General features: G+C 39.4%; 21 protein-coding genes. 4 read left to right on the top strand and 17 right to left on the bottom strand.

Annotated elements, in window-relative coordinates:
• Positions 1-40 precede the first annotated feature (40 nt).
• Positions 41-247, bottom strand: coding sequence for a hypothetical protein (locus BQ8014_RS04725; protein ID WP_080903356.1), 207 nt, complete (start codon positions 245-247; stop codon positions 41-43).
• Positions 248-435: 188 nt separating this feature from the next.
• Between BQ8014_RS04725 and BQ8014_RS04720 the strand changes: the two genes are divergently transcribed.
• The 4 genes from BQ8014_RS04720 (at position 436) to BQ8014_RS04705 (ending at position 2,602) form a co-directional block, all read left to right on the top strand.
• Positions 436-690: a helix-turn-helix domain-containing protein gene (locus BQ8014_RS04720; RefSeq protein ID WP_080903355.1), complete on the top strand. Its 255-nt coding sequence runs from the start codon at positions 436-438 to the stop codon at positions 688-690.
• A 4-nt stretch (positions 691-694) separates the two neighbouring features.
• Positions 695-1,267: an ORF6N domain-containing protein gene (locus BQ8014_RS04715; RefSeq protein ID WP_080903354.1), complete on the top strand. Its 573-nt coding sequence runs from the start codon at positions 695-697 to the stop codon at positions 1,265-1,267.
• A 15-nt stretch (positions 1,268-1,282) separates the two neighbouring features.
• Positions 1,283-1,714 (top strand): HD domain-containing protein, encoded by a 432-nt coding sequence (locus tag BQ8014_RS04710; RefSeq protein ID WP_080903353.1) that lies wholly within the window; start codon positions 1,283-1,285, stop codon positions 1,712-1,714.
• Between the two features lie 135 nt (positions 1,715-1,849).
• Entirely contained in the window at positions 1,850-2,602 is a 753-nt protein-coding gene (locus BQ8014_RS04705) for a DUF2971 domain-containing protein (protein ID WP_080903352.1), read from the top strand.
• A 22-nt stretch (positions 2,603-2,624) separates the two neighbouring features.
• Here the strand turns inward: BQ8014_RS04705 and BQ8014_RS04700 are convergent, their stop codons facing one another.
• The 16 genes from BQ8014_RS04700 to BQ8014_RS04620 all read right to left on the bottom strand — a co-directional run bounded on the left by BQ8014_RS04700 (position 2,625) and on the right by BQ8014_RS04620 (position 15,770).
• On the bottom strand, positions 2,625-2,846 hold the full coding sequence (locus tag BQ8014_RS04700) for a hypothetical protein (protein ID WP_080903351.1): 222 nt from the start codon (positions 2,844-2,846) through the stop codon (positions 2,625-2,627).
• A gap of 60 nt (positions 2,847-2,906) precedes the next feature.
• On the bottom strand, positions 2,907-3,161 hold the full coding sequence (locus BQ8014_RS04695; RefSeq protein WP_080903350.1) for a hypothetical protein: 255 nt from the start codon (positions 3,159-3,161) through the stop codon (positions 2,907-2,909).
• Between the two features lie 354 nt (positions 3,162-3,515).
• The gene (locus tag BQ8014_RS04685) at positions 3,516-3,932 is read right to left on the bottom strand and encodes a hypothetical protein (protein ID WP_080903348.1); all 417 of its coding nucleotides are present in this window, start codon (positions 3,930-3,932) and stop codon (positions 3,516-3,518) included.
• Positions 3,933-3,966: 34 nt separating this feature from the next.
• Positions 3,967-8,202, bottom strand: a complete 4,236-nt coding sequence (locus BQ8014_RS04680) for a tape measure protein (protein WP_080903347.1) — start codon at positions 8,200-8,202, stop codon at positions 3,967-3,969.
• Positions 8,203-8,209: 7 nt separating this feature from the next.
• A complete protein-coding gene (locus tag BQ8014_RS04675) occupies positions 8,210-8,686 on the bottom strand; it encodes a hypothetical protein (RefSeq protein ID WP_080903346.1) in 477 nt (158 codons plus the stop codon).
• Between the two features lie 6 nt (positions 8,687-8,692).
• Positions 8,693-8,989, bottom strand: a complete 297-nt coding sequence (locus BQ8014_RS04670) for a hypothetical protein (protein WP_080903345.1) — start codon at positions 8,987-8,989, stop codon at positions 8,693-8,695.
• Positions 8,982-9,176, bottom strand: a complete 195-nt coding sequence (locus BQ8014_RS04665; RefSeq protein ID WP_080903344.1) for a hypothetical protein — start codon at positions 9,174-9,176, stop codon at positions 8,982-8,984. Before BQ8014_RS04665 ends, BQ8014_RS04670 begins: the two co-directional genes overlap by 8 nt.
• A gap of 129 nt (positions 9,177-9,305) precedes the next feature.
• Positions 9,306-9,857, bottom strand: coding sequence for a terminase small subunit (locus BQ8014_RS04660; RefSeq protein ID WP_080903343.1), 552 nt, complete (start codon positions 9,855-9,857; stop codon positions 9,306-9,308).
• Between the two features lie 13 nt (positions 9,858-9,870).
• Positions 9,871-10,479, bottom strand: a complete 609-nt coding sequence (locus tag BQ8014_RS04655) for a hypothetical protein (RefSeq protein ID WP_080903342.1) — start codon at positions 10,477-10,479, stop codon at positions 9,871-9,873.
• A 4-nt stretch (positions 10,480-10,483) separates the two neighbouring features.
• Positions 10,484-10,792 carry a hypothetical protein gene (locus BQ8014_RS04650; protein WP_080903341.1) on the bottom strand — a complete coding sequence of 103 codons (309 nt, stop codon included), beginning with the start codon at positions 10,790-10,792 and terminating at the stop codon, positions 10,484-10,486.
• A 23-nt stretch (positions 10,793-10,815) separates the two neighbouring features.
• Positions 10,816-10,989, bottom strand: a complete 174-nt coding sequence (locus BQ8014_RS19325; protein WP_160150031.1) for a hypothetical protein — start codon at positions 10,987-10,989, stop codon at positions 10,816-10,818.
• Positions 10,990-11,018: 29 nt separating this feature from the next.
• Positions 11,019-11,753: a hypothetical protein gene (locus BQ8014_RS04645; protein WP_200814347.1), complete on the bottom strand. Its 735-nt coding sequence runs from the start codon at positions 11,751-11,753 to the stop codon at positions 11,019-11,021.
• Between the two features lie 159 nt (positions 11,754-11,912).
• Positions 11,913-13,280, bottom strand: a complete 1,368-nt coding sequence (gene dnaB, locus BQ8014_RS04640) for a replicative DNA helicase (protein ID WP_080903340.1) — start codon at positions 13,278-13,280, stop codon at positions 11,913-11,915.
• Positions 13,231-14,049: a DUF1376 domain-containing protein gene (locus BQ8014_RS04635; RefSeq protein WP_080903339.1), complete on the bottom strand. Its 819-nt coding sequence runs from the start codon at positions 14,047-14,049 to the stop codon at positions 13,231-13,233. The genes dnaB and BQ8014_RS04635 overlap by 50 nt, the downstream gene beginning before the upstream one ends.
• Positions 14,050-14,296: 247 nt before the next feature.
• On the bottom strand, positions 14,297-14,599 hold the full coding sequence (locus BQ8014_RS04625; RefSeq protein WP_080903337.1) for a helix-turn-helix domain-containing protein: 303 nt from the start codon (positions 14,597-14,599) through the stop codon (positions 14,297-14,299).
• Between the two features lie 202 nt (positions 14,600-14,801).
• A complete protein-coding gene (locus tag BQ8014_RS04620) occupies positions 14,802-15,770 on the bottom strand; it encodes a hypothetical protein (RefSeq protein WP_139785073.1) in 969 nt (322 codons plus the stop codon).
• Positions 15,771-15,780 lie beyond the last annotated feature (10 nt).

Raw genomic sequence — 15,780 nt, 5'->3', positions numbered from 1 at the left:
TCCTGATAAAGATTGGGCCCGGTATTCCTTTTAACCGGTCCTAACGGGCAATCTTTTCCGCCAATGATTCCGGACGTTCATCCGGATGTTTCCAGTAATACTCTTCAAGACGTTCGGCTGCATTCTCTTTTTCTATCTTCCAGGCGCGTCTTAGACTTTCGGAAAAACTGTATGAATAGATCGATGATCCTCTATATATGGACCACGCCCTTTTCATCACTGATCTTAATACTTCTGTCCTTTTCATTTTATTTATAGAGTTATAAAACCACTTCGTTTTATTTTATGCATCAAAGTAAGACTATATAGTTTAATTAAGCAATATAAACAAGGTTAAATGTAGTTAATTATAAAACTATATGTATTTATTATTTAGTTTTGATTGCACTATGTAGTATTAATACATATATTTGCACAATTAAACCATATAGTATCATGGATTTTAGAAGAAGAATAAAAGAGGTTTGTCAAGAAAAAGGAATAACACAGAAGGATTTAGCCGAAAGATTGGGTATAACGGATATAAGTTTGAATAAAACACTTCGAGGTGAATATCCGCAGCTACAATCGTTAGAGAAAATTGCTAGTGCTTTAAATGTTCCTATTACGGACCTATTCGAACAGCCAAAGCAGAACGTAATTGCTTGTCCTAAATGCGGTACCATATTAGAGATAAAAGAAAAGGAATAAGATTATGAATCAATTGCAATTAATCCAAAGCAAGATATACGGGATAAGAGGTCAGAAAGTGATGCTTGATTTTGACTTGGCGGAGATGTATCAAGTGGAAACCCGTGTATTAAATCAGGCTGTAAAGCGTAATACAGAACGCTTCCCAGAAGATTTTATGTTCCAATTAACCGGGGAAGAATGGGAAGGTATCTCATCACAATTTGTGATGACATCCCGAGCCAAACGGCCTAAATCTGCTATACCACTTGCATTTAGTGAGCATGGCGTGATTATGTTATCAAGTGTACTTCGAAGTGACATAGCAATACAAACCAGTATTTTAATAACACGTGCCTTTGTTGCTATTCGTCAGTTAGTTTTAAATCCTCCTGTTGATAGAGTAACAGAGCTCCAAAAGGAAGTAAAAGAACTCAAAGCGTACATTGAGGAAGTCTTTACCGATTATAATGATATTAACGAAGATACACGGATGCAATTGGAACTTATAAATGAGACGTTGGCGGAGTTACAGACTAAAAATAAGGTGTTAAACAAACCCAAAAAACCGGTCGGCTATATCAAGCCGGAAGAGTGATGATACAAACTAACCATGACAATTACCCCCCAACATCTTGAAACGGCTATTCAGATAGCAACAAAAGCCCACATGGGGCAAGTCGATAAAGCCGGGAAGCCCTATATTCTCCATCCGTTAAGGATAATGGCCAATGTTCACTCTACAGAAGAAAAAATTGCTGCTGTTTTGCATGATGTCATAGAGGATACCGATTTGGATTTTCCAGATTTATTATCAAAAGGAATACCTTCCGAAATAGTGGATGTTTTACGTCTCTTGACTCATGAAGAAGGTATCGATTATGAAGATTACATTAAGCGGCTTTCGGTAAACACAATCGCCCGCGCTGTAAAGATTGCAGATCTAAAAGATAATAGCAATTTATCCCGTTTGCCTAAGATTGGGAAAAAAGATATTGAACGGGTAGAGAAATACAAAAAGGCCCTTTCTTTTCTCGGGGCTTAAAAGTTTTCGTACTCGTCTCTTGTTATAATAGCATGTTCTTCCCATCCATCGTATTATGTTTTTAGAGTATATTTGTGATTATGAAAGAATAATATATGTGCTAAACGATAAGAGTATAAACCACAAATTAAGTATATGAAACAAACCCAGAAAGATATCCTCTATAAATACAGAAGGTGGACAGACGTATATGAAAAAAGGACCATTACAAATCAAGAAGTATGGTTTTCTCGTCCTTCAAGTTTTGAGGATCCAATAGATTGTAAAAATCCAATACGCTATGATTATCTCTCTGAACCTGATATAATCAGATTATATGATTTAAGGATAAGAGAAGACTTTCCAAGTTTAACTTGCGACGAATATCTTCAAAAGCTTGCATATTGGGTGAAAGAACCACCTTTTAGAGAGCCGAAGTTGTTAAAAGGAATCCAAGATGGTGATTTTATTAAATTCGATAAATTAGCAGGTGTTCTGTGTGTTACGGAAAATCCAAATATAATTAAAATGTGGGAGAAGTATTGTGATGATCATCAGGGGTTTGTTATTGGATTTAAAGCCTCAATATTATTAAATATTCCATCGATAAGAGGATATGTTGAATATGACAAAATTCTTCCGATCATATACCCAAGGCCAATACATAGTTATGGGATGCAATCTTATCTACAAATATTCCATAAACTCACAAAATGGTCATATGAGAAAGAGTTTAGAATGTTAAAGTTTAAATTAAAACCATTAAGCGATTCGGATCGAGCAATTGTATTACCCAAAGAGGCAATTACTGAGATAATACTAGGTAAAGATATGCCACAAGAGCATCGAATAGAAATTCAGGATTTTGCTTCTAAAAATTTGCCTCAAACAAAAATAATTCAAAGATAAAATTTCAAATTGATAGCATATATTATTTAAATTCTTTCTTTTTGGAAAAAAGGAGATTTCCTGTTTGTGATTTGATTATGGAATTATGCTTCTTAATACCTTCCAGTAGGTCATCCGGTATACCATCAGGAAAAGCGGCGCAAGTATAACCATCTTTGAAATGTTTACAGAAAGCGCATTGAGATAAATACTGATTAAATATCTCATGTCTATCATCAAGTATGTACACATCTCCCTTTTTCATAATCACGAATTTAATAATAATTATTATTTTGATTCTCGTATAGCTTCATCTTTGAAATAGTCAGGGTTCTGGTATCTCGATACCCATCAATTTTATAGCGTTGTCATAGAGTTCATTGAAAGTATCCAAATCAATACCGGATACGATTTTAGCATCTAGCCCTTTAGCAGGCACGCTATTCCCTGATTCATCGTATTTGTTAATCGATGTAGGTCTGAATATTGCAATAAGTCGTTCGCCATTTCCTATATTTTCAAAAACATACAGGCGTATTTCATTACCCATATATCTGTATAAACCTATCTTTTGTTCCATATCTTTAAAATTTATTTAGTTCTATTGTTAATTCGCAATTTGCGGGGTTGCCGTTATGGTCAAATCCCCTTATGATTAATTCGTTAGGGCCGCAAGTAGGAACAATAGACACGCACGAAGATACGTTTACCGGGGTTGCATTGACTGCGTAATAAATAACTCCGTAATTTGTAGAAAGATCATGATGTATTATCCAGACTCCGGTAGATTGCTTCGTCACGCTGAAGTTGTCTTCTACGTATCGGCCATTGAGTCGTAAAATTCTGCCGTCATTTGCGATATATGCCCTAACATAGTTCATCGGAATAGCGGAGGACTCAATGCCGCCTTCATAGGAAAGAATCAACGCATCATTCATAACAATTCCGTCTTAATGTATTTGTCAATATTATCTATTCCCTCAGCTAAAATAACGCCGATCTTATTCGCCAAGATGAAATTACATCCTTCAAACAGGGTAAATGGAGTACCCTTTAGCCTTTCAAGGATCTCCTCCTTTTTTTCATCACTGTCATACTCTTTGGTCTCAGATGTCATTGCGTCACATATCCCGCCTTTAAACCTCAAATTAAGCGTCCCGTAACAGTTTTCCCGTCCCGTAACATCCTCCGCATAAAAGTAAATTGCCGGTCTGTCCTTTAGAATGGCGGCTCTTATTCCGTTTAAATCCTGAAAATAAAATCCCCGGTTTTCTCCAGTAATGGATATACTACTATAATCCTCGGCTGGAATATTGTCTAAATCGATGGCTAAATCATTCGTTTGTGTCATAATTATTTTGTTTTTATATTTTTGCCGTCTATTGTCATTTTAAATCAATTCCATGCGTTTCGATATATTTCAAGCTTTCGGAAATCTTATTGATACCTTGAGTATTATCAGCTACCTGCTGATTCGTAGCTACTATCTGGTCGTTGCTTTTCTTTATCTCATCCGTTAGCCCCTTGATAATTTCAACATCCTTCCATCCCCTTGTTTGAATATCATAGATAAGCTTCATAGTTTCCTGGATAGATCGGGCACTATCACGGATTGAGTCAAGGGATACACGTGCGGCGCTTGTCTGGCCGGCCAGTAAGTTGATGCTTTCCTGATCTGCTTTAGCATATGCACCCTTCAGGGAATTATCCGAAGCTTCTGAATTATCAGATAAATCAAGTCCCATAGCCGTAGCGGCATCGTTGAACATCTTGTTTGCATTCTCTGCTATCTCTTTGTAGTAATCCTGCAATCGGCTTACTTCATCGGCAGTCAATTTCCCCCCGGAGGCGGAGTCTTCGGCAAACTTTTCATACCATTTCTTTAACTCGTCCGTTAGGTAGTTGCTCTTGACCATATTGAGAATAGCATTGCTCATATGATCTTCGAAGGATTCTGATATATCCTCAAAGGTTAAATCTGCCTGTTTAACCAAGTCATCCAGACTATCTTTCATTGCATCGAATGTGGTACCGGTAGCAGCTTCCTGCATAGCTTCTTTAGCCTCCGTTGCGGCATCTCCTAATTCAGTCCACGAACTGACGATAGAGTCAATCGAATCCTTATCCCTAATCCCGAAACCATCTGCTAAAAGAGCATTATACCCACCAGTGTTCCACCATTCCGCAAAGTCAGCCAGATCAGAAAGCCCATACTTACGCATTACCTCTGCATAAGTGAGATTATTATTCTTTCCTTTCTTTGCAAAGAGGTCATTTCCGGAAAGATTGGAAAATTGCTTTTGTAAATATGTCTGCTGTTGCGCAATGTCGTTTTGGGTAAGAGTATTCAGATAGTTAGCTTCCGCTGCCGTCGCCTCCTTTATAAGATCGATACGTTTATCGATTAGTTTATTGATAGCTTCCTGTGTACTTTCTACCCTTTCGTTGATAGCCTGAATACGTTTTGTATCTTCCGCTTCTTTATTCACCTTGCCAAATATGGAAGCAATAGTATTACCAAGGCCAGCAATAACCTTTAACCCACCCGTGATAACAGTAAAAGGTTGCGTAACATTAATACTCGACAAACCATCAAAGACTTGTCCAACGCCAGATAAAGCCCCGCTAACGGCTTTGGGAACTTTAACGCCAAAGTTTGTCAGCATATCAATGATATCGTTACCGGCGTTGACCGCCTGTGTACCGATCTTACCAATATTGCTTGCAGCATTGGAGACCTTTTTTAAGCCTTCAAGCCGTTTTCCTTGTAGGTTGGCAAGGTTTTCTTCTGTCTGTTTATAGTCCTCTGAATCTTCCTTCCCTTCCTTGGTTAGCTTATTAAGGTATTCCTGTGCTGCCGCCGCTTCGGTTGCGGCTTGCCTATATTCATTCCAACCAGATGAAAGTTCCTGAAAGGGTTTTCTTTCAGAAATCTTATCAGTCATATCCTCTATAGCATCCGATACCGTTTTTATATTTTCCGGCGTCATGGAGCCGCTGGCTTCGGAAAGATAAGCCTTTAGTTTATCCCGGAGTTTTTCAAGAGCATCGGTAGACACCTTATCAAGGTCACCAAATACGCGTGTCCAGTCGATGCTTTTTTGAAACTCTTCGAGATCGATGGAAGAAGTAGATTCGTCAAATTGTTTTTTTGCCTGCTTAAGAGCCGCATCAATTTGTGAAGCATTCTTTTCTATGCGTTGTGAGTTTAAGTAGGCTACATCTTCGTTGTATTTCTTTTCCAACTCATACCGGCGGGCACTGTAATCCTGATACTCTTTAAGCGTCTGCTTTAATAGCTGCGCTTCTGCGTAAGTACGCTGTTGCGCCGCAATGGTAGCCGAATCGGATAACTGGCCTTGTAATCCGGGTGAAAGTTGCGTCACGGATGTAGTCGTATTTGCATACACCATCCCTTTTTCTTTCCATTTCGGATTAGCCGCTTCCCAGGCCTTACGCTCAATATCCTGTTGTTGTTTTATCAGCTCATTGCCCTGTTTAGCAATTTCGTTCATGCGCTGATCGTATGCAAGTTGGATTTGTGCAAGCTCCTTTTTTGAACCATCTTCCATGACGGCAATCTTTCCGGCACGAATCTCCAATTCGGAATCAATTTCCTGCTGTTGTATTTTCTTGCGCGCTTCCTCTATTTCGACCAGGCGATCGGCCGTTTCGGACTTTATTTTATTGGCATCTATGCCGGCCTTATCCAAAGATGAAACACTGTATTTTTTCAATTCTATGTCCGCTTTCCGGATAGCGTCTTGTAACTTTTTCCATGCAGACGTGCCCACTTGATCAGTGCCGAGTGCTCCAAGGTTTTTTTCCGCATCCTCTTTTATCTTTTTCCAATACGCCTCATTCTTCGTAGCAGCTTTTTCAAGAGAAGGAGACAGGCTTTCATATTGAGATTTTAATTCTTCTATCCTTTTTTTATTTGCATTAATAGTAACATCATCCGGCAGTATTCCTTTACCAAACTGTTTCCTATTATTCTGCTCAATAAGAAAGTTTTGGTTTCTGAGGGCCGTTATTTCGTCTTGAATCAGCTTCTTTTTGACTTCAAGAGGTGTGTTTGCTTCCCATAAGGCATTTGATTGTTCTTGTATCTCGGCATTGACCAATTTCAGATTTCCTTTCAGTGCGTCTATTCTTTTCCCAACCGATTCATAATATGCTGCACCCGCACCGGTGGTATTATTCATCTTTGCCGTTAGGAGATCTATTTCTGCCTGAATATTCTGAGCGTTTTCTTTTGAAGAAGCCAGGGACCGTTGCCCATCGATCTCTGCAATCTCTTTCTTGATCTTTAGAATATCAGCAAGTTTAAGATTTTCGAGATCATATTTCTCAAAAATCTTGGGATACTCTTTTTTTAGCTGATCTAATGCCATCACCCGCTTGAAATCCGCTTCAGATTGAGATGTGGATGTATTGATTAACTCCTCTATTTTTGCCTTATGCTCTTGCTCTTTTTGAGCAGCTTCTTCTTTCGTTTTATTGTAATCCCGTAAGGCTCTTTCTGTAGCCGTTGTATTATCAGATAAAGCCCACATAGCCGCACCTAGCCCTACTACCAATGTCGCCAAAAGAACATACGGGTTGGACAACATTGTCTTGTTAAGCAATGCTTGTGCTTTTTGAACCCGTCCAGTCCATACCCATTGATAAGCAAGAGATTTATTGAATACTCCATTTGAAGCGACAACCATCGCGTTAATAGCAGCTTGTTCTTTAAGAACAATATTTGTGACAACTACTGCTGCCTTATACGCTCCATAGGTTGTGATCAATGCAGCAACCGCCCTCCCCACTTTACCGTAATTTTCAACAAGGGAAATAGCCCCCTTATATCCGATAGATATCGCACCTTCGGCCGATTTACCCATATTGTTAAAAGCGTCTTGCAAACCGCCCTCTAACTGGGCCTGCAATCCCCGAATGCCTTCTGCCTGTTTAGCTGTCATACCGTAAAACTTACCCCCTTCGGCAGTAACAGAAGCAAAAGCATCAGCAACCATTTTAGAAGAGATGGTGCCATTCTCCATTTCTTTACGCAATTCCACCAACGATTTACCCGTCCTTAGAGATATTTCCTGCAACGGATTAAAACCGGCATTAATCATTTGAAGTAAGTCTTGTCCCATCAGCTTACCTGCTGCTGACATCTGTGCAAATGCTAATGCCAACGATTGGAAACGCTCGGTACTACCCATTGAGATATCACCTAGCTGCTTCAATGTTGGCATAACCTTTTCTGCTTCAACATTGAACCCTAAAAGCAATTGTGCCGCTTTTGATACGCCATTTAGGGAAAGAGGGCTTTGAATAGCGTATTGCTTTATCTCGGAAAGCATCGTATTCGCTTTTGCTTCATTTCCAAGCAAAACTCCAAACGAAGTCTCTAATAGCTGCATCTCGCCGCGAACGTTTACGATTTCCTTTCCGAAATCTTTTAACGCTTGTACGCCAAAATAACTACCTACCAACATGCCAATTTTTTTGGCTCTGCCGGCAAATTGATCTAACTCCCCTTCTGCCTGGTCAATTCCACTTTGCAGTCCGCTAATATCAATTCCGGTTGCTAAAACCAGCGCTCCTTCTCTGTTTATTATTGGCATAATTTTTTTATTTTTTGTTCAATCTCTTGAATAACAACCTGCTGTATTCCTTGATGAAATCTTCCGCTCTGTTCGCGGCATAAGAGACAACATCTTTATTCTCCATAGCTTCTACAAATACAGCGTACTTCATACCGGCCATACCAATCAGCACATAGCCTTTGCTGTATTCTTTAATCAACTCAGATGCAAGCTGCTGAGCGGTACGCATGCCGGTTACTTTATCTGTACCTTCTTTCTCCGAAAGCTGGAAATTACGGTCAATAACTTTGCCGTCTCTGACGATCACATAGCCAATAGAAGAACGAAGATTGCCGGTATGGTCTTTATATTGTCCACTTAAACGAGCGACCTTTACAAACTCTTCGCCTGTACGCTGAAGCATGTTAACGATCCTCACCTCGGCTAAAAGAGCGGAATCCTCGAATATCTTTCTGATTTTCTTTTTGTTCCATATCGGATAGAAAAGTCCTTTTTTGGTCATAACTTATTATTTATTAAATAGATTGCATTTGCAATCTACGGCAATCAGATCACCTATAATCTTCTTCCCCGGATTACTTTTCTTCCACTGATTTAACCAATCCAGGCCTTTATCTGTCTTTAAAAATTCTTCCAGGTTCTCAGCATACCCTAAAAAGCGTACAATGTCGTTGAGATCGAAGAATACTTCTCCTGTCTTTTTATCCTGCCGGCCCTGAATAGGCTTGCCGTCCAGAACACCATCAAAGTACCGGTATAATTCGTCTTCTCCGGTGAAAACTACTGACATGCTATCTTCATTCATGGCTTTCTGATTTTAATTCGTTATTACGCCTCCGTAAGTATTCATTCTTAGCCTTAAGTACACCTATTGCGTTGCCTAACAGGATCATATCCGGGTGTTCACATCCGTGATCTCTGTCCGTGTTTGTCACATACTCAATCAACCGGTCAATATCTTCCTGAATCAATTTTCTTTCGTTCTTTTCCATTTTTTAGTGCTTTTTTAGTCCCTGTTTGTTATATCACATTGTTATTCAATACATTTATTAGAGGTATAAGGATTTTAACCCCTTATTTTCAGCCACTTTTCAACCTTTGATCTCTCTTCCGCTGTACACTTAATCTCGCTTATAATGCTGCTTATTGTCAGGTTCTTCGCCTGACTGGGTATAGTGTTCAAGCTGCTCATCAGACCAATCATCGAAAGGCGACCTATGGGTGATTTCGCTCATCTCCGGCGCGTCAAAGCCTAACATCTTGCAAATTCTTTCTATTGACCAGTTCTTGCCATGAAGCTTTAGCTCTATACCGTATTTACCCATTTTAATCGATTCTATAGCTTTTGCCTGTTCGTTAGTCAGCTCATCAAACGGATTGAATTTAAGATGTTTACCGTCAAATACCAAGTAGTCTCGGATGTCTGCGAACGCAATCGCTTTCAGTTCCTCAAGCAACCTCTCCTTCTTGATATCGGACCGGAGTTTGAGCTCCGCCTGAAGCTCATCAATACGTTCTGAAACCTTGGGATTCGATAATAATTCGGACGCCTTAACGTTCACAACATTAGCTGAAGAAGAGCTGGAATATGCGCGACGGTAAGCCTCAGAGGCGTTACCTGTCTCAAAGTAACAATTACAAAAATCTTCTTGTTTCTTAGTCAACTTTGCCATGTTCCTGCTCCTCCTATTTTTCGTAAGAATACAGAGTTACAGGAAATAACCGGTCTGCTTCATCGACATCAAAATAATCAAGAGCATCCATCGGGCTTACCTGCCCGTCCATTGCATTAACAAATGCCTGAAGTGCTTTAGCAGCTGCCAAATGCGCTTTGTATCGCTTCCTGCCTTTTTCTGTTGTGATATACGTCCGATGGTATTCCCGGAGTTCTTCCTTCGATACCTCCGTTAGTACGATCTTGCCTTTGTCGTTAATCGAAATCAGTTCTATTTGGCTGATGGCATAATGATAGACAGTGTTATGAGCTGCATCCGCAATTTCTTCCAACTGAGAAAAGATGACATTCGCTTTATCAATGGCCGGCTGAAGGAAATACTTTGATTTCACTTCGTTACGGACGTGCGCCATAAGCTTGTCTTTGATCCGTCTTAGATCGTTTGACAAGATGTCTTGCAAGTCCTCGTCTGTCATATTCCCGACATAAAGCCGGGCAAAGGCGCGCTCAATCGATTGCCCGTATTGGTCGATGAGGTAATTCAAAAGGTGCAAGTCCTTTTCAAAGGATATTGTATCCTCATCAATCAGCAACGGCTTTGATTTTTCTTGTGTTGCCATACGCTTATTCTCCGGCTACCGAGTTAACAACTATACTGTACGATGCAAACAGCGCATTGTCAAGCAATTCAACCATGTTCTCAGGTGTTACTTGTGTACTGTTGATGGTTATGGAACCAAGGGGCGCAAAAGAGCCGTTCCACGATTTTTCAGCTGGATCTAATACTCCGTAAAGCACAATACCATCATTGGTAATAAAGGCTTTTGCTACATTCTTTGGTACGATAAACGCTGCAACGTGATTCCCGTAATTCATTTTAACGGCCACGCTACGATCTGTGGAGGCAATCTCCAGTGATTTTAAATTTTCCATTTTTATTTGAATTTTAATGTTAATTACTCTTCCTCTAAACTAAGTTTACCGAAAACTTCACCGTATTCATTAAAACGTTTAGTCCAGTCCTCTACAGAAATAGCATCTTCAGCGGCTTTCCTGGCTGCTTCTGCTTCTTCCTGCTGTTTTTTTGCTAACTTCCAATCCGTAAATTCCTGAATTTCTTCCTGTGTCATAATTATCTGATTTATAAATTAATAATACCTCATATTAAAATATATTTGATTTCCGTCTTCTTCGATTTTAGGTCTTTTTTATGACATATATTGAACACTTTTATGATTATTTGACATCTTTTGCTATCGTATTTCCCTTTCGGTGGTTTTGCCTTCGTTATATTTTCCGATTTTAAAATTTGCCAAATTGCATGCTGTACGGTGTTGAATGCATCATATAATTTTTTTCGCTCACTAGGTATCGGCCAACTCTTGAACGATAGATCTTCGTAGAAGCGCCATACGTAAGCGCAACGTTCCAAGTCGTTAAGTGCTAATCGTTTAAACATCCATCTGACTAACTCCATTTCCTCCGCTATTTCAGCTGGATAATCTCGTTCATTATCAGGCTCATCAACAAGATCAACTCCGGGATAAACCGGTTTATCATCGTCGTCATCATTGTCATCATTGCCTATCCTCTGAAAGTTCATGTTATCATTTGTCGGAATAGGTCGGTATTTGTGCTGATAGGGGGATGTAGGGGACTGAATATTCAGCTTTATCATTTGCAAGATGAAAAAGTCAAGTTCACGATATTGACCCTTCCGGCTGTTATATAATCGAAGGATATAGTCCGGATCCTTTTCGAGAAGCATGGCAAGAACCTCATTAAGTACATCAATGGCTTCATCCTCCATGCCGGCATGAGTACAGTGATAGGTCGAATAGTCCAACCACCTATTGTATCGCTTAGCAATATAATCCTTGATCTGATTTTCCATCTTGAATATTTTTTAATTATATTTTAAATCAGATCTTTATTTTTTCTCTATGGATAATAGCTTTATGAGATTTTTGCCGCCGGATAACCCCAATTATCCGGCGGTTTTTATTGCATTTTTTCCTTGTGGTAATCTTGTGGGGGATATAAGTACGATGAATTAAAAAGGTAATTTTTCATTATTCTCAAAACCTGATATTTTCGTTAAGTTGGAATTGTAGCGAAATGCCACATCACCGGTGGCGCCGTCCCTTTGCTTGGCTATTCGGAGTATTCCAACTCCTTTCTCGGAGTTCTTGTCGTAATATTCCGGACGATGAATAAAACATACAATATCAGCGTCTTGCTCTATCGCCCCTGACTCCCTTAAGTCGGATAGCATTGGCACTTTGTCTGTGCGGTTTTCTACCTGACGGCTTAATTGCGAAAGGAGAATAACCGGAACTCCCAATTCTTTTGCCATGATCTTTGCGGCCCGGCTTGTTTGACTGACTTCTTGCTCCCTGTTGTACGTTTTGTTTTGGGTGCGCATATCGATTAGCTGTAAATAATCGATTAAAATCATTCCGCATTTACCCTTTATTTGGGCGTTACGGGCACGGGATTTTATTTGTTGAATGCTTATCCCGGGAGTGTCGTCGATCGTAATGGGAAGCCCGCATAGGCGGTCGTACGCATTGGAAAGATACACCTCCTCATCTGCGGTCAGTTTTCCGGAAGCGAAACGGTATGAATCAATATTGCATTCGGACATCAGTAGCCGGTTTATCAATCCTTGGGCATCCATTTCAAGGCTAAAGACCATCATGGGAATATTCGATTTTGCTGCCGCCTTTGTCAAGTGTAGCATCATTGCAGTCTTTCCCATCGCCGGGCGAGCAGCAAGAATAACCAACTGTCCGAGTTTCCATCCGCCATTGATTATGACGTCAAGATCATAGATTCCGGTACCGATACCTGACTTTATACCGTCCTTTGCCATCATTTTTCGTTTGCCATAAAGATCCAGGGCGGTTTTTCCAGCTTCGCCTATTGACTTCGAAAGCGAAGCATAACAGGTTCCGTCGGCGATACTTTCCACTTCACGCAAAGCCTCGTCGATTGTATCGCTGATATCAAACTGTGGATCTGCGGCCTTTGCCTCAATCGTTTTGGCTGATACAATCAGACGACGGGAAAGCCAGCATTGATGTACGATCATGGCATACTCACGAATATTGGCGCTCGATGCTATCTCTCCAGCTAATACGGATAAGACTGCCGGTCCACCGGCCTCATTCAATTTACCCGTTCGTATAAGTTCCTGAGCAACCGTAACCATATCCGGGATATTCCCGGAGTTGGAGACGTTGAGGATGGCCTGATATATGGCACTATAGCTTTGATGATAGAATGCATCGGGGACTAAGATATCAGAAACTTCATTGATAGCCGTACTTTCAACCAACAAAGCGCCGATAACAGCCTCCTCGGCCTCTTTATTGTTCGGCAGGAGCCCGAAAGATATTATATTCTTGTTTTGTTTCATTGCTTATTGGATTTTTGGTTTTTGGTAATTCGTCGTTCCAAGCTTCTTGATTTAAATAAGTCTCGAAATTTTTTCTATACTGTTTATCCGGAGTTGCTTCCACGTAAAGTAGGATATGTTTTAGAGCTGCTTCTTTGCAATGATTTTTCAGATTACCCCATTTTTTCTCGCTTGTTTTCTTATTTCCCTTTCGACCGTACATTTCCCAGACTTTTTCGAAGGAGAATTCTTCTTTCTCTTCTTCCCCCATACCCCCTATATTTCTATTATTTATATTTTCATCTTCTATATTGTTGACCTTTTGGTCAACCATTTGGTTGACTGTGCAAACAAACCATTCTCTTACTTTTATCTTTATATCATCATCGCTAAAGTCAAGAAAATCAGATATTTTAAACAGACCTTTTATCTTTTTCTTGTCTTTATCCTTTAACGATTTACTTGAAGAAATCAACCCGGCTAAAGTAGCAGCTGCTATCTTCTTTGGCTTGAAGGTTGCCCTTTCGGTTACAACTTGGTTCAACCGTTGGTTAACCAAATGGTTGCCATCGCATATAAACTTCTGAGAAACAACGCTCCAAACGGTATCAAACTCAACTTCTTTAAAAATTCCAGTGATGCGCATTAGTCGCTCCTTTTCGTTCGTAATTTTCCCGTGCTGATGCTGATACATCAACAGACGGAGATATGCGCCGACTTCGGCACAACTCATATCTTGAGTTCCCGAAAGAAAATCGCCGGTGTAAAACAAAAAGGCAGGATCTTTCATTGTTACCTCCTTTTGTGATATTCCCGAATCAGTCCATCAAGAACGATCTTGAAAAGATATTCTGGGAGTTGGAGAATACTTTCGTCCGCTCGTTTCTTGGGATCCGATGTACGTAAAATACGTCTAAACAATTCTTCTTCCGGTAACGATTTTATGCTTTCGTTATCAGGAACAAAGAAATTGATAGTAAGTTGGACTGGAGGCTGAAAAGCCCTTTTCTTTTTGGGGAATCGTTGCTTTTTCATGATTAGCGTCCTCCCTCCAGAATTTTTTTTATATCCGACATACTGTAAACTCTTTTTCCGCCGACAGAGATCGGAACTAAATAGCCATTTTTTGCCCAACGCCAAAGCGTACTTTTGTCTACTCCCAAAATTTTGCCGCATTCTGTGATTGACACGTATTTTTTATCATTTTCTTTAGAAGTATTTATTTCCAATTTTTCTTGTACTGTGTTTACGCAGTAATTTACAGCAGTCAAAAGATCTTCAAGTTTGATCGTCACATTAATTTCGGGTAGACTTTTCGCCAATTCTACAATATTCTTCATTTTTAATATTTTTGCATTTTCGCTTTCCCTGACAGATGCGCACTCTTCCAGAGATTTAGCTTGACACAAAGCTACGTCACGTATATTTACGTTTTTACGGATTTTTTACGTAAATGAAATAAATTAATGTAACAAGAAAGGCGTTGATATTATTGTTTATCAACGCCTTTACTCTATTGTTTAATTGTTTTTTTTTTTGCTTTTACGTATCTTGTTGCAAATACATGCTTTTTAAATCCTCATACTCTGGAAAATGAGAAAAGCTACTGAAGTTTTTAAATTCACAACCAATGCTTTTTGCCGCAGTCTTTCCCCAATTTTTATTCACTTCATTAAAAATTCTCGCCAAAACGTAAATATTAAACTTTAATCTTTCCTTATATCCGCGCTTGTATACTTTAGAAAAGTCGGGCCCAATCAGCATCGCCAAAAAATCGTCCTCGCTCATACCTTCAAATAAATTTTTTTCCTCTCTTTTCCAAAAATTGTAATTTTCGAATGCTTTTGTATAAGGTATTACATTGTTGTTTCTATCGTTGTTATTTTGTCCTGTTAAATTGAGTTTCAATAATAAAATCAAGCTTTCTTTTACCGTGTCAAATAATGCTGGCTCAAAAGGACACGTACTTTGCTCTACATATTCGATAACATGTTTTACTGTATGCTGCATGAGGTCCGGTTTTAACCTATTTGAAATATCCAGAATAGTGTTTGCTGTATTTTCGGCTTCTTCTTTGGGACTTCTGTATTTTTCTCTCACCGACACATGGAATCGCTCAATCTCTTCTGCAATCGCCTGGAACACTCGAACTATATTAGCTTTACGAATATTTGGTGCATAATATTTCTTATCTAAGGCATTTGAGTCTAAAAGTCTATAGAACTCATCATTTAAATGAGTTATTTTTTTATCAAAATCTGAGAGAGGCATTAATCCAACCCTATTTTCTGGAGTATTGTCGTTATCTTTATCATAATCTATCAACTGTTGTTCTGTTGGATAGTGGTCTTCAGTAAACAACCATTTAAGAGGCTTTTCGAAATGGCTATTCAAAAACTCATCCAATAAAGCTCCGTAAAGCTTCTTATCTGATTTCACTATTTTTAAAAAAGGGATATCTCGACAAGTAGCATCCAGTTCTGATTCAAAAATATAGCCTAAATCCATCATTGCTTTCCTC

Origin of the sequence: Parabacteroides sp. Marseille-P3160 (assembly GCF_900162725.1) — a bacterium.
Classification (GTDB): domain Bacteria; phylum Bacteroidota; class Bacteroidia; order Bacteroidales; family Tannerellaceae; genus Marseille-P3160.
The sequence above is the reverse complement of the archived record's forward strand: the minus strand, read 5'-3'. Positions and strand labels throughout refer to the sequence as shown.

Bases quoted from the DNA above. Each gene is read 5' to 3' on its own strand.
- BQ8014_RS04725 (WP_080903356.1), bottom strand. From the start codon at position 247: ATGAAAAGGACAGAAGTATTAAGATCAGTGATGAAAAGGGCGTGGTCC.
- BQ8014_RS04720 (WP_080903355.1), top strand. From the start codon at position 436: ATGGATTTTAGAAGAAGAATAAAAGAGGTTTGTCAAGAAAAAGGAATA.
- BQ8014_RS04715 (WP_080903354.1), top strand. From the start codon at position 695: ATGAATCAATTGCAATTAATCCAAAGCAAGATATACGGGATAAGAGGT.
- BQ8014_RS04710 (WP_080903353.1), top strand. From the start codon at position 1,283: ATGACAATTACCCCCCAACATCTTGAAACGGCTATTCAGATAGCAACA.
- BQ8014_RS04705 (WP_080903352.1), top strand. From the start codon at position 1,850: ATGAAACAAACCCAGAAAGATATCCTCTATAAATACAGAAGGTGGACA.
- BQ8014_RS04700 (WP_080903351.1), bottom strand. From the start codon at position 2,846: ATGAAAAAGGGAGATGTGTACATACTTGATGATAGACATGAGATATTT.
- BQ8014_RS04695 (WP_080903350.1), bottom strand. From the start codon at position 3,161: ATGGAACAAAAGATAGGTTTATACAGATATATGGGTAATGAAATACGC.
- BQ8014_RS04685 (WP_080903348.1), bottom strand. From the start codon at position 3,932: ATGACACAAACGAATGATTTAGCCATCGATTTAGACAATATTCCAGCC.
- BQ8014_RS04680 (WP_080903347.1), bottom strand. From the start codon at position 8,202: ATGCCAATAATAAACAGAGAAGGAGCGCTGGTTTTAGCAACCGGAATT.
- BQ8014_RS04675 (WP_080903346.1), bottom strand. From the start codon at position 8,686: ATGACCAAAAAAGGACTTTTCTATCCGATATGGAACAAAAAGAAAATC.
- BQ8014_RS04670 (WP_080903345.1), bottom strand. From the start codon at position 8,989: ATGAATGAAGATAGCATGTCAGTAGTTTTCACCGGAGAAGACGAATTA.
- BQ8014_RS04665 (WP_080903344.1), bottom strand. From the start codon at position 9,176: ATGGAAAAGAACGAAAGAAAATTGATTCAGGAAGATATTGACCGGTTG.
- BQ8014_RS04660 (WP_080903343.1), bottom strand. From the start codon at position 9,857: ATGGCAAAGTTGACTAAGAAACAAGAAGATTTTTGTAATTGTTACTTT.
- BQ8014_RS04655 (WP_080903342.1), bottom strand. From the start codon at position 10,479: ATGGCAACACAAGAAAAATCAAAGCCGTTGCTGATTGATGAGGATACA.
- BQ8014_RS04650 (WP_080903341.1), bottom strand. From the start codon at position 10,792: ATGGAAAATTTAAAATCACTGGAGATTGCCTCCACAGATCGTAGCGTG.
- BQ8014_RS19325 (WP_160150031.1), bottom strand. From the start codon at position 10,989: ATGACACAGGAAGAAATTCAGGAATTTACGGATTGGAAGTTAGCAAAA.
- BQ8014_RS04645 (WP_200814347.1), bottom strand. From the start codon at position 11,753: ATGGAAAATCAGATCAAGGATTATATTGCTAAGCGATACAATAGGTGG.
- dnaB (WP_080903340.1), bottom strand. From the start codon at position 13,280: ATGAAACAAAACAAGAATATAATATCTTTCGGGCTCCTGCCGAACAAT.
- BQ8014_RS04635 (WP_080903339.1), bottom strand. From the start codon at position 14,049: ATGAAAGATCCTGCCTTTTTGTTTTACACCGGCGATTTTCTTTCGGGA.
- BQ8014_RS04625 (WP_080903337.1), bottom strand. From the start codon at position 14,599: ATGAAGAATATTGTAGAATTGGCGAAAAGTCTACCCGAAATTAATGTG.
- BQ8014_RS04620 (WP_139785073.1), bottom strand. From the start codon at position 15,770: ATGATGGATTTAGGCTATATTTTTGAATCAGAACTGGATGCTACTTGT.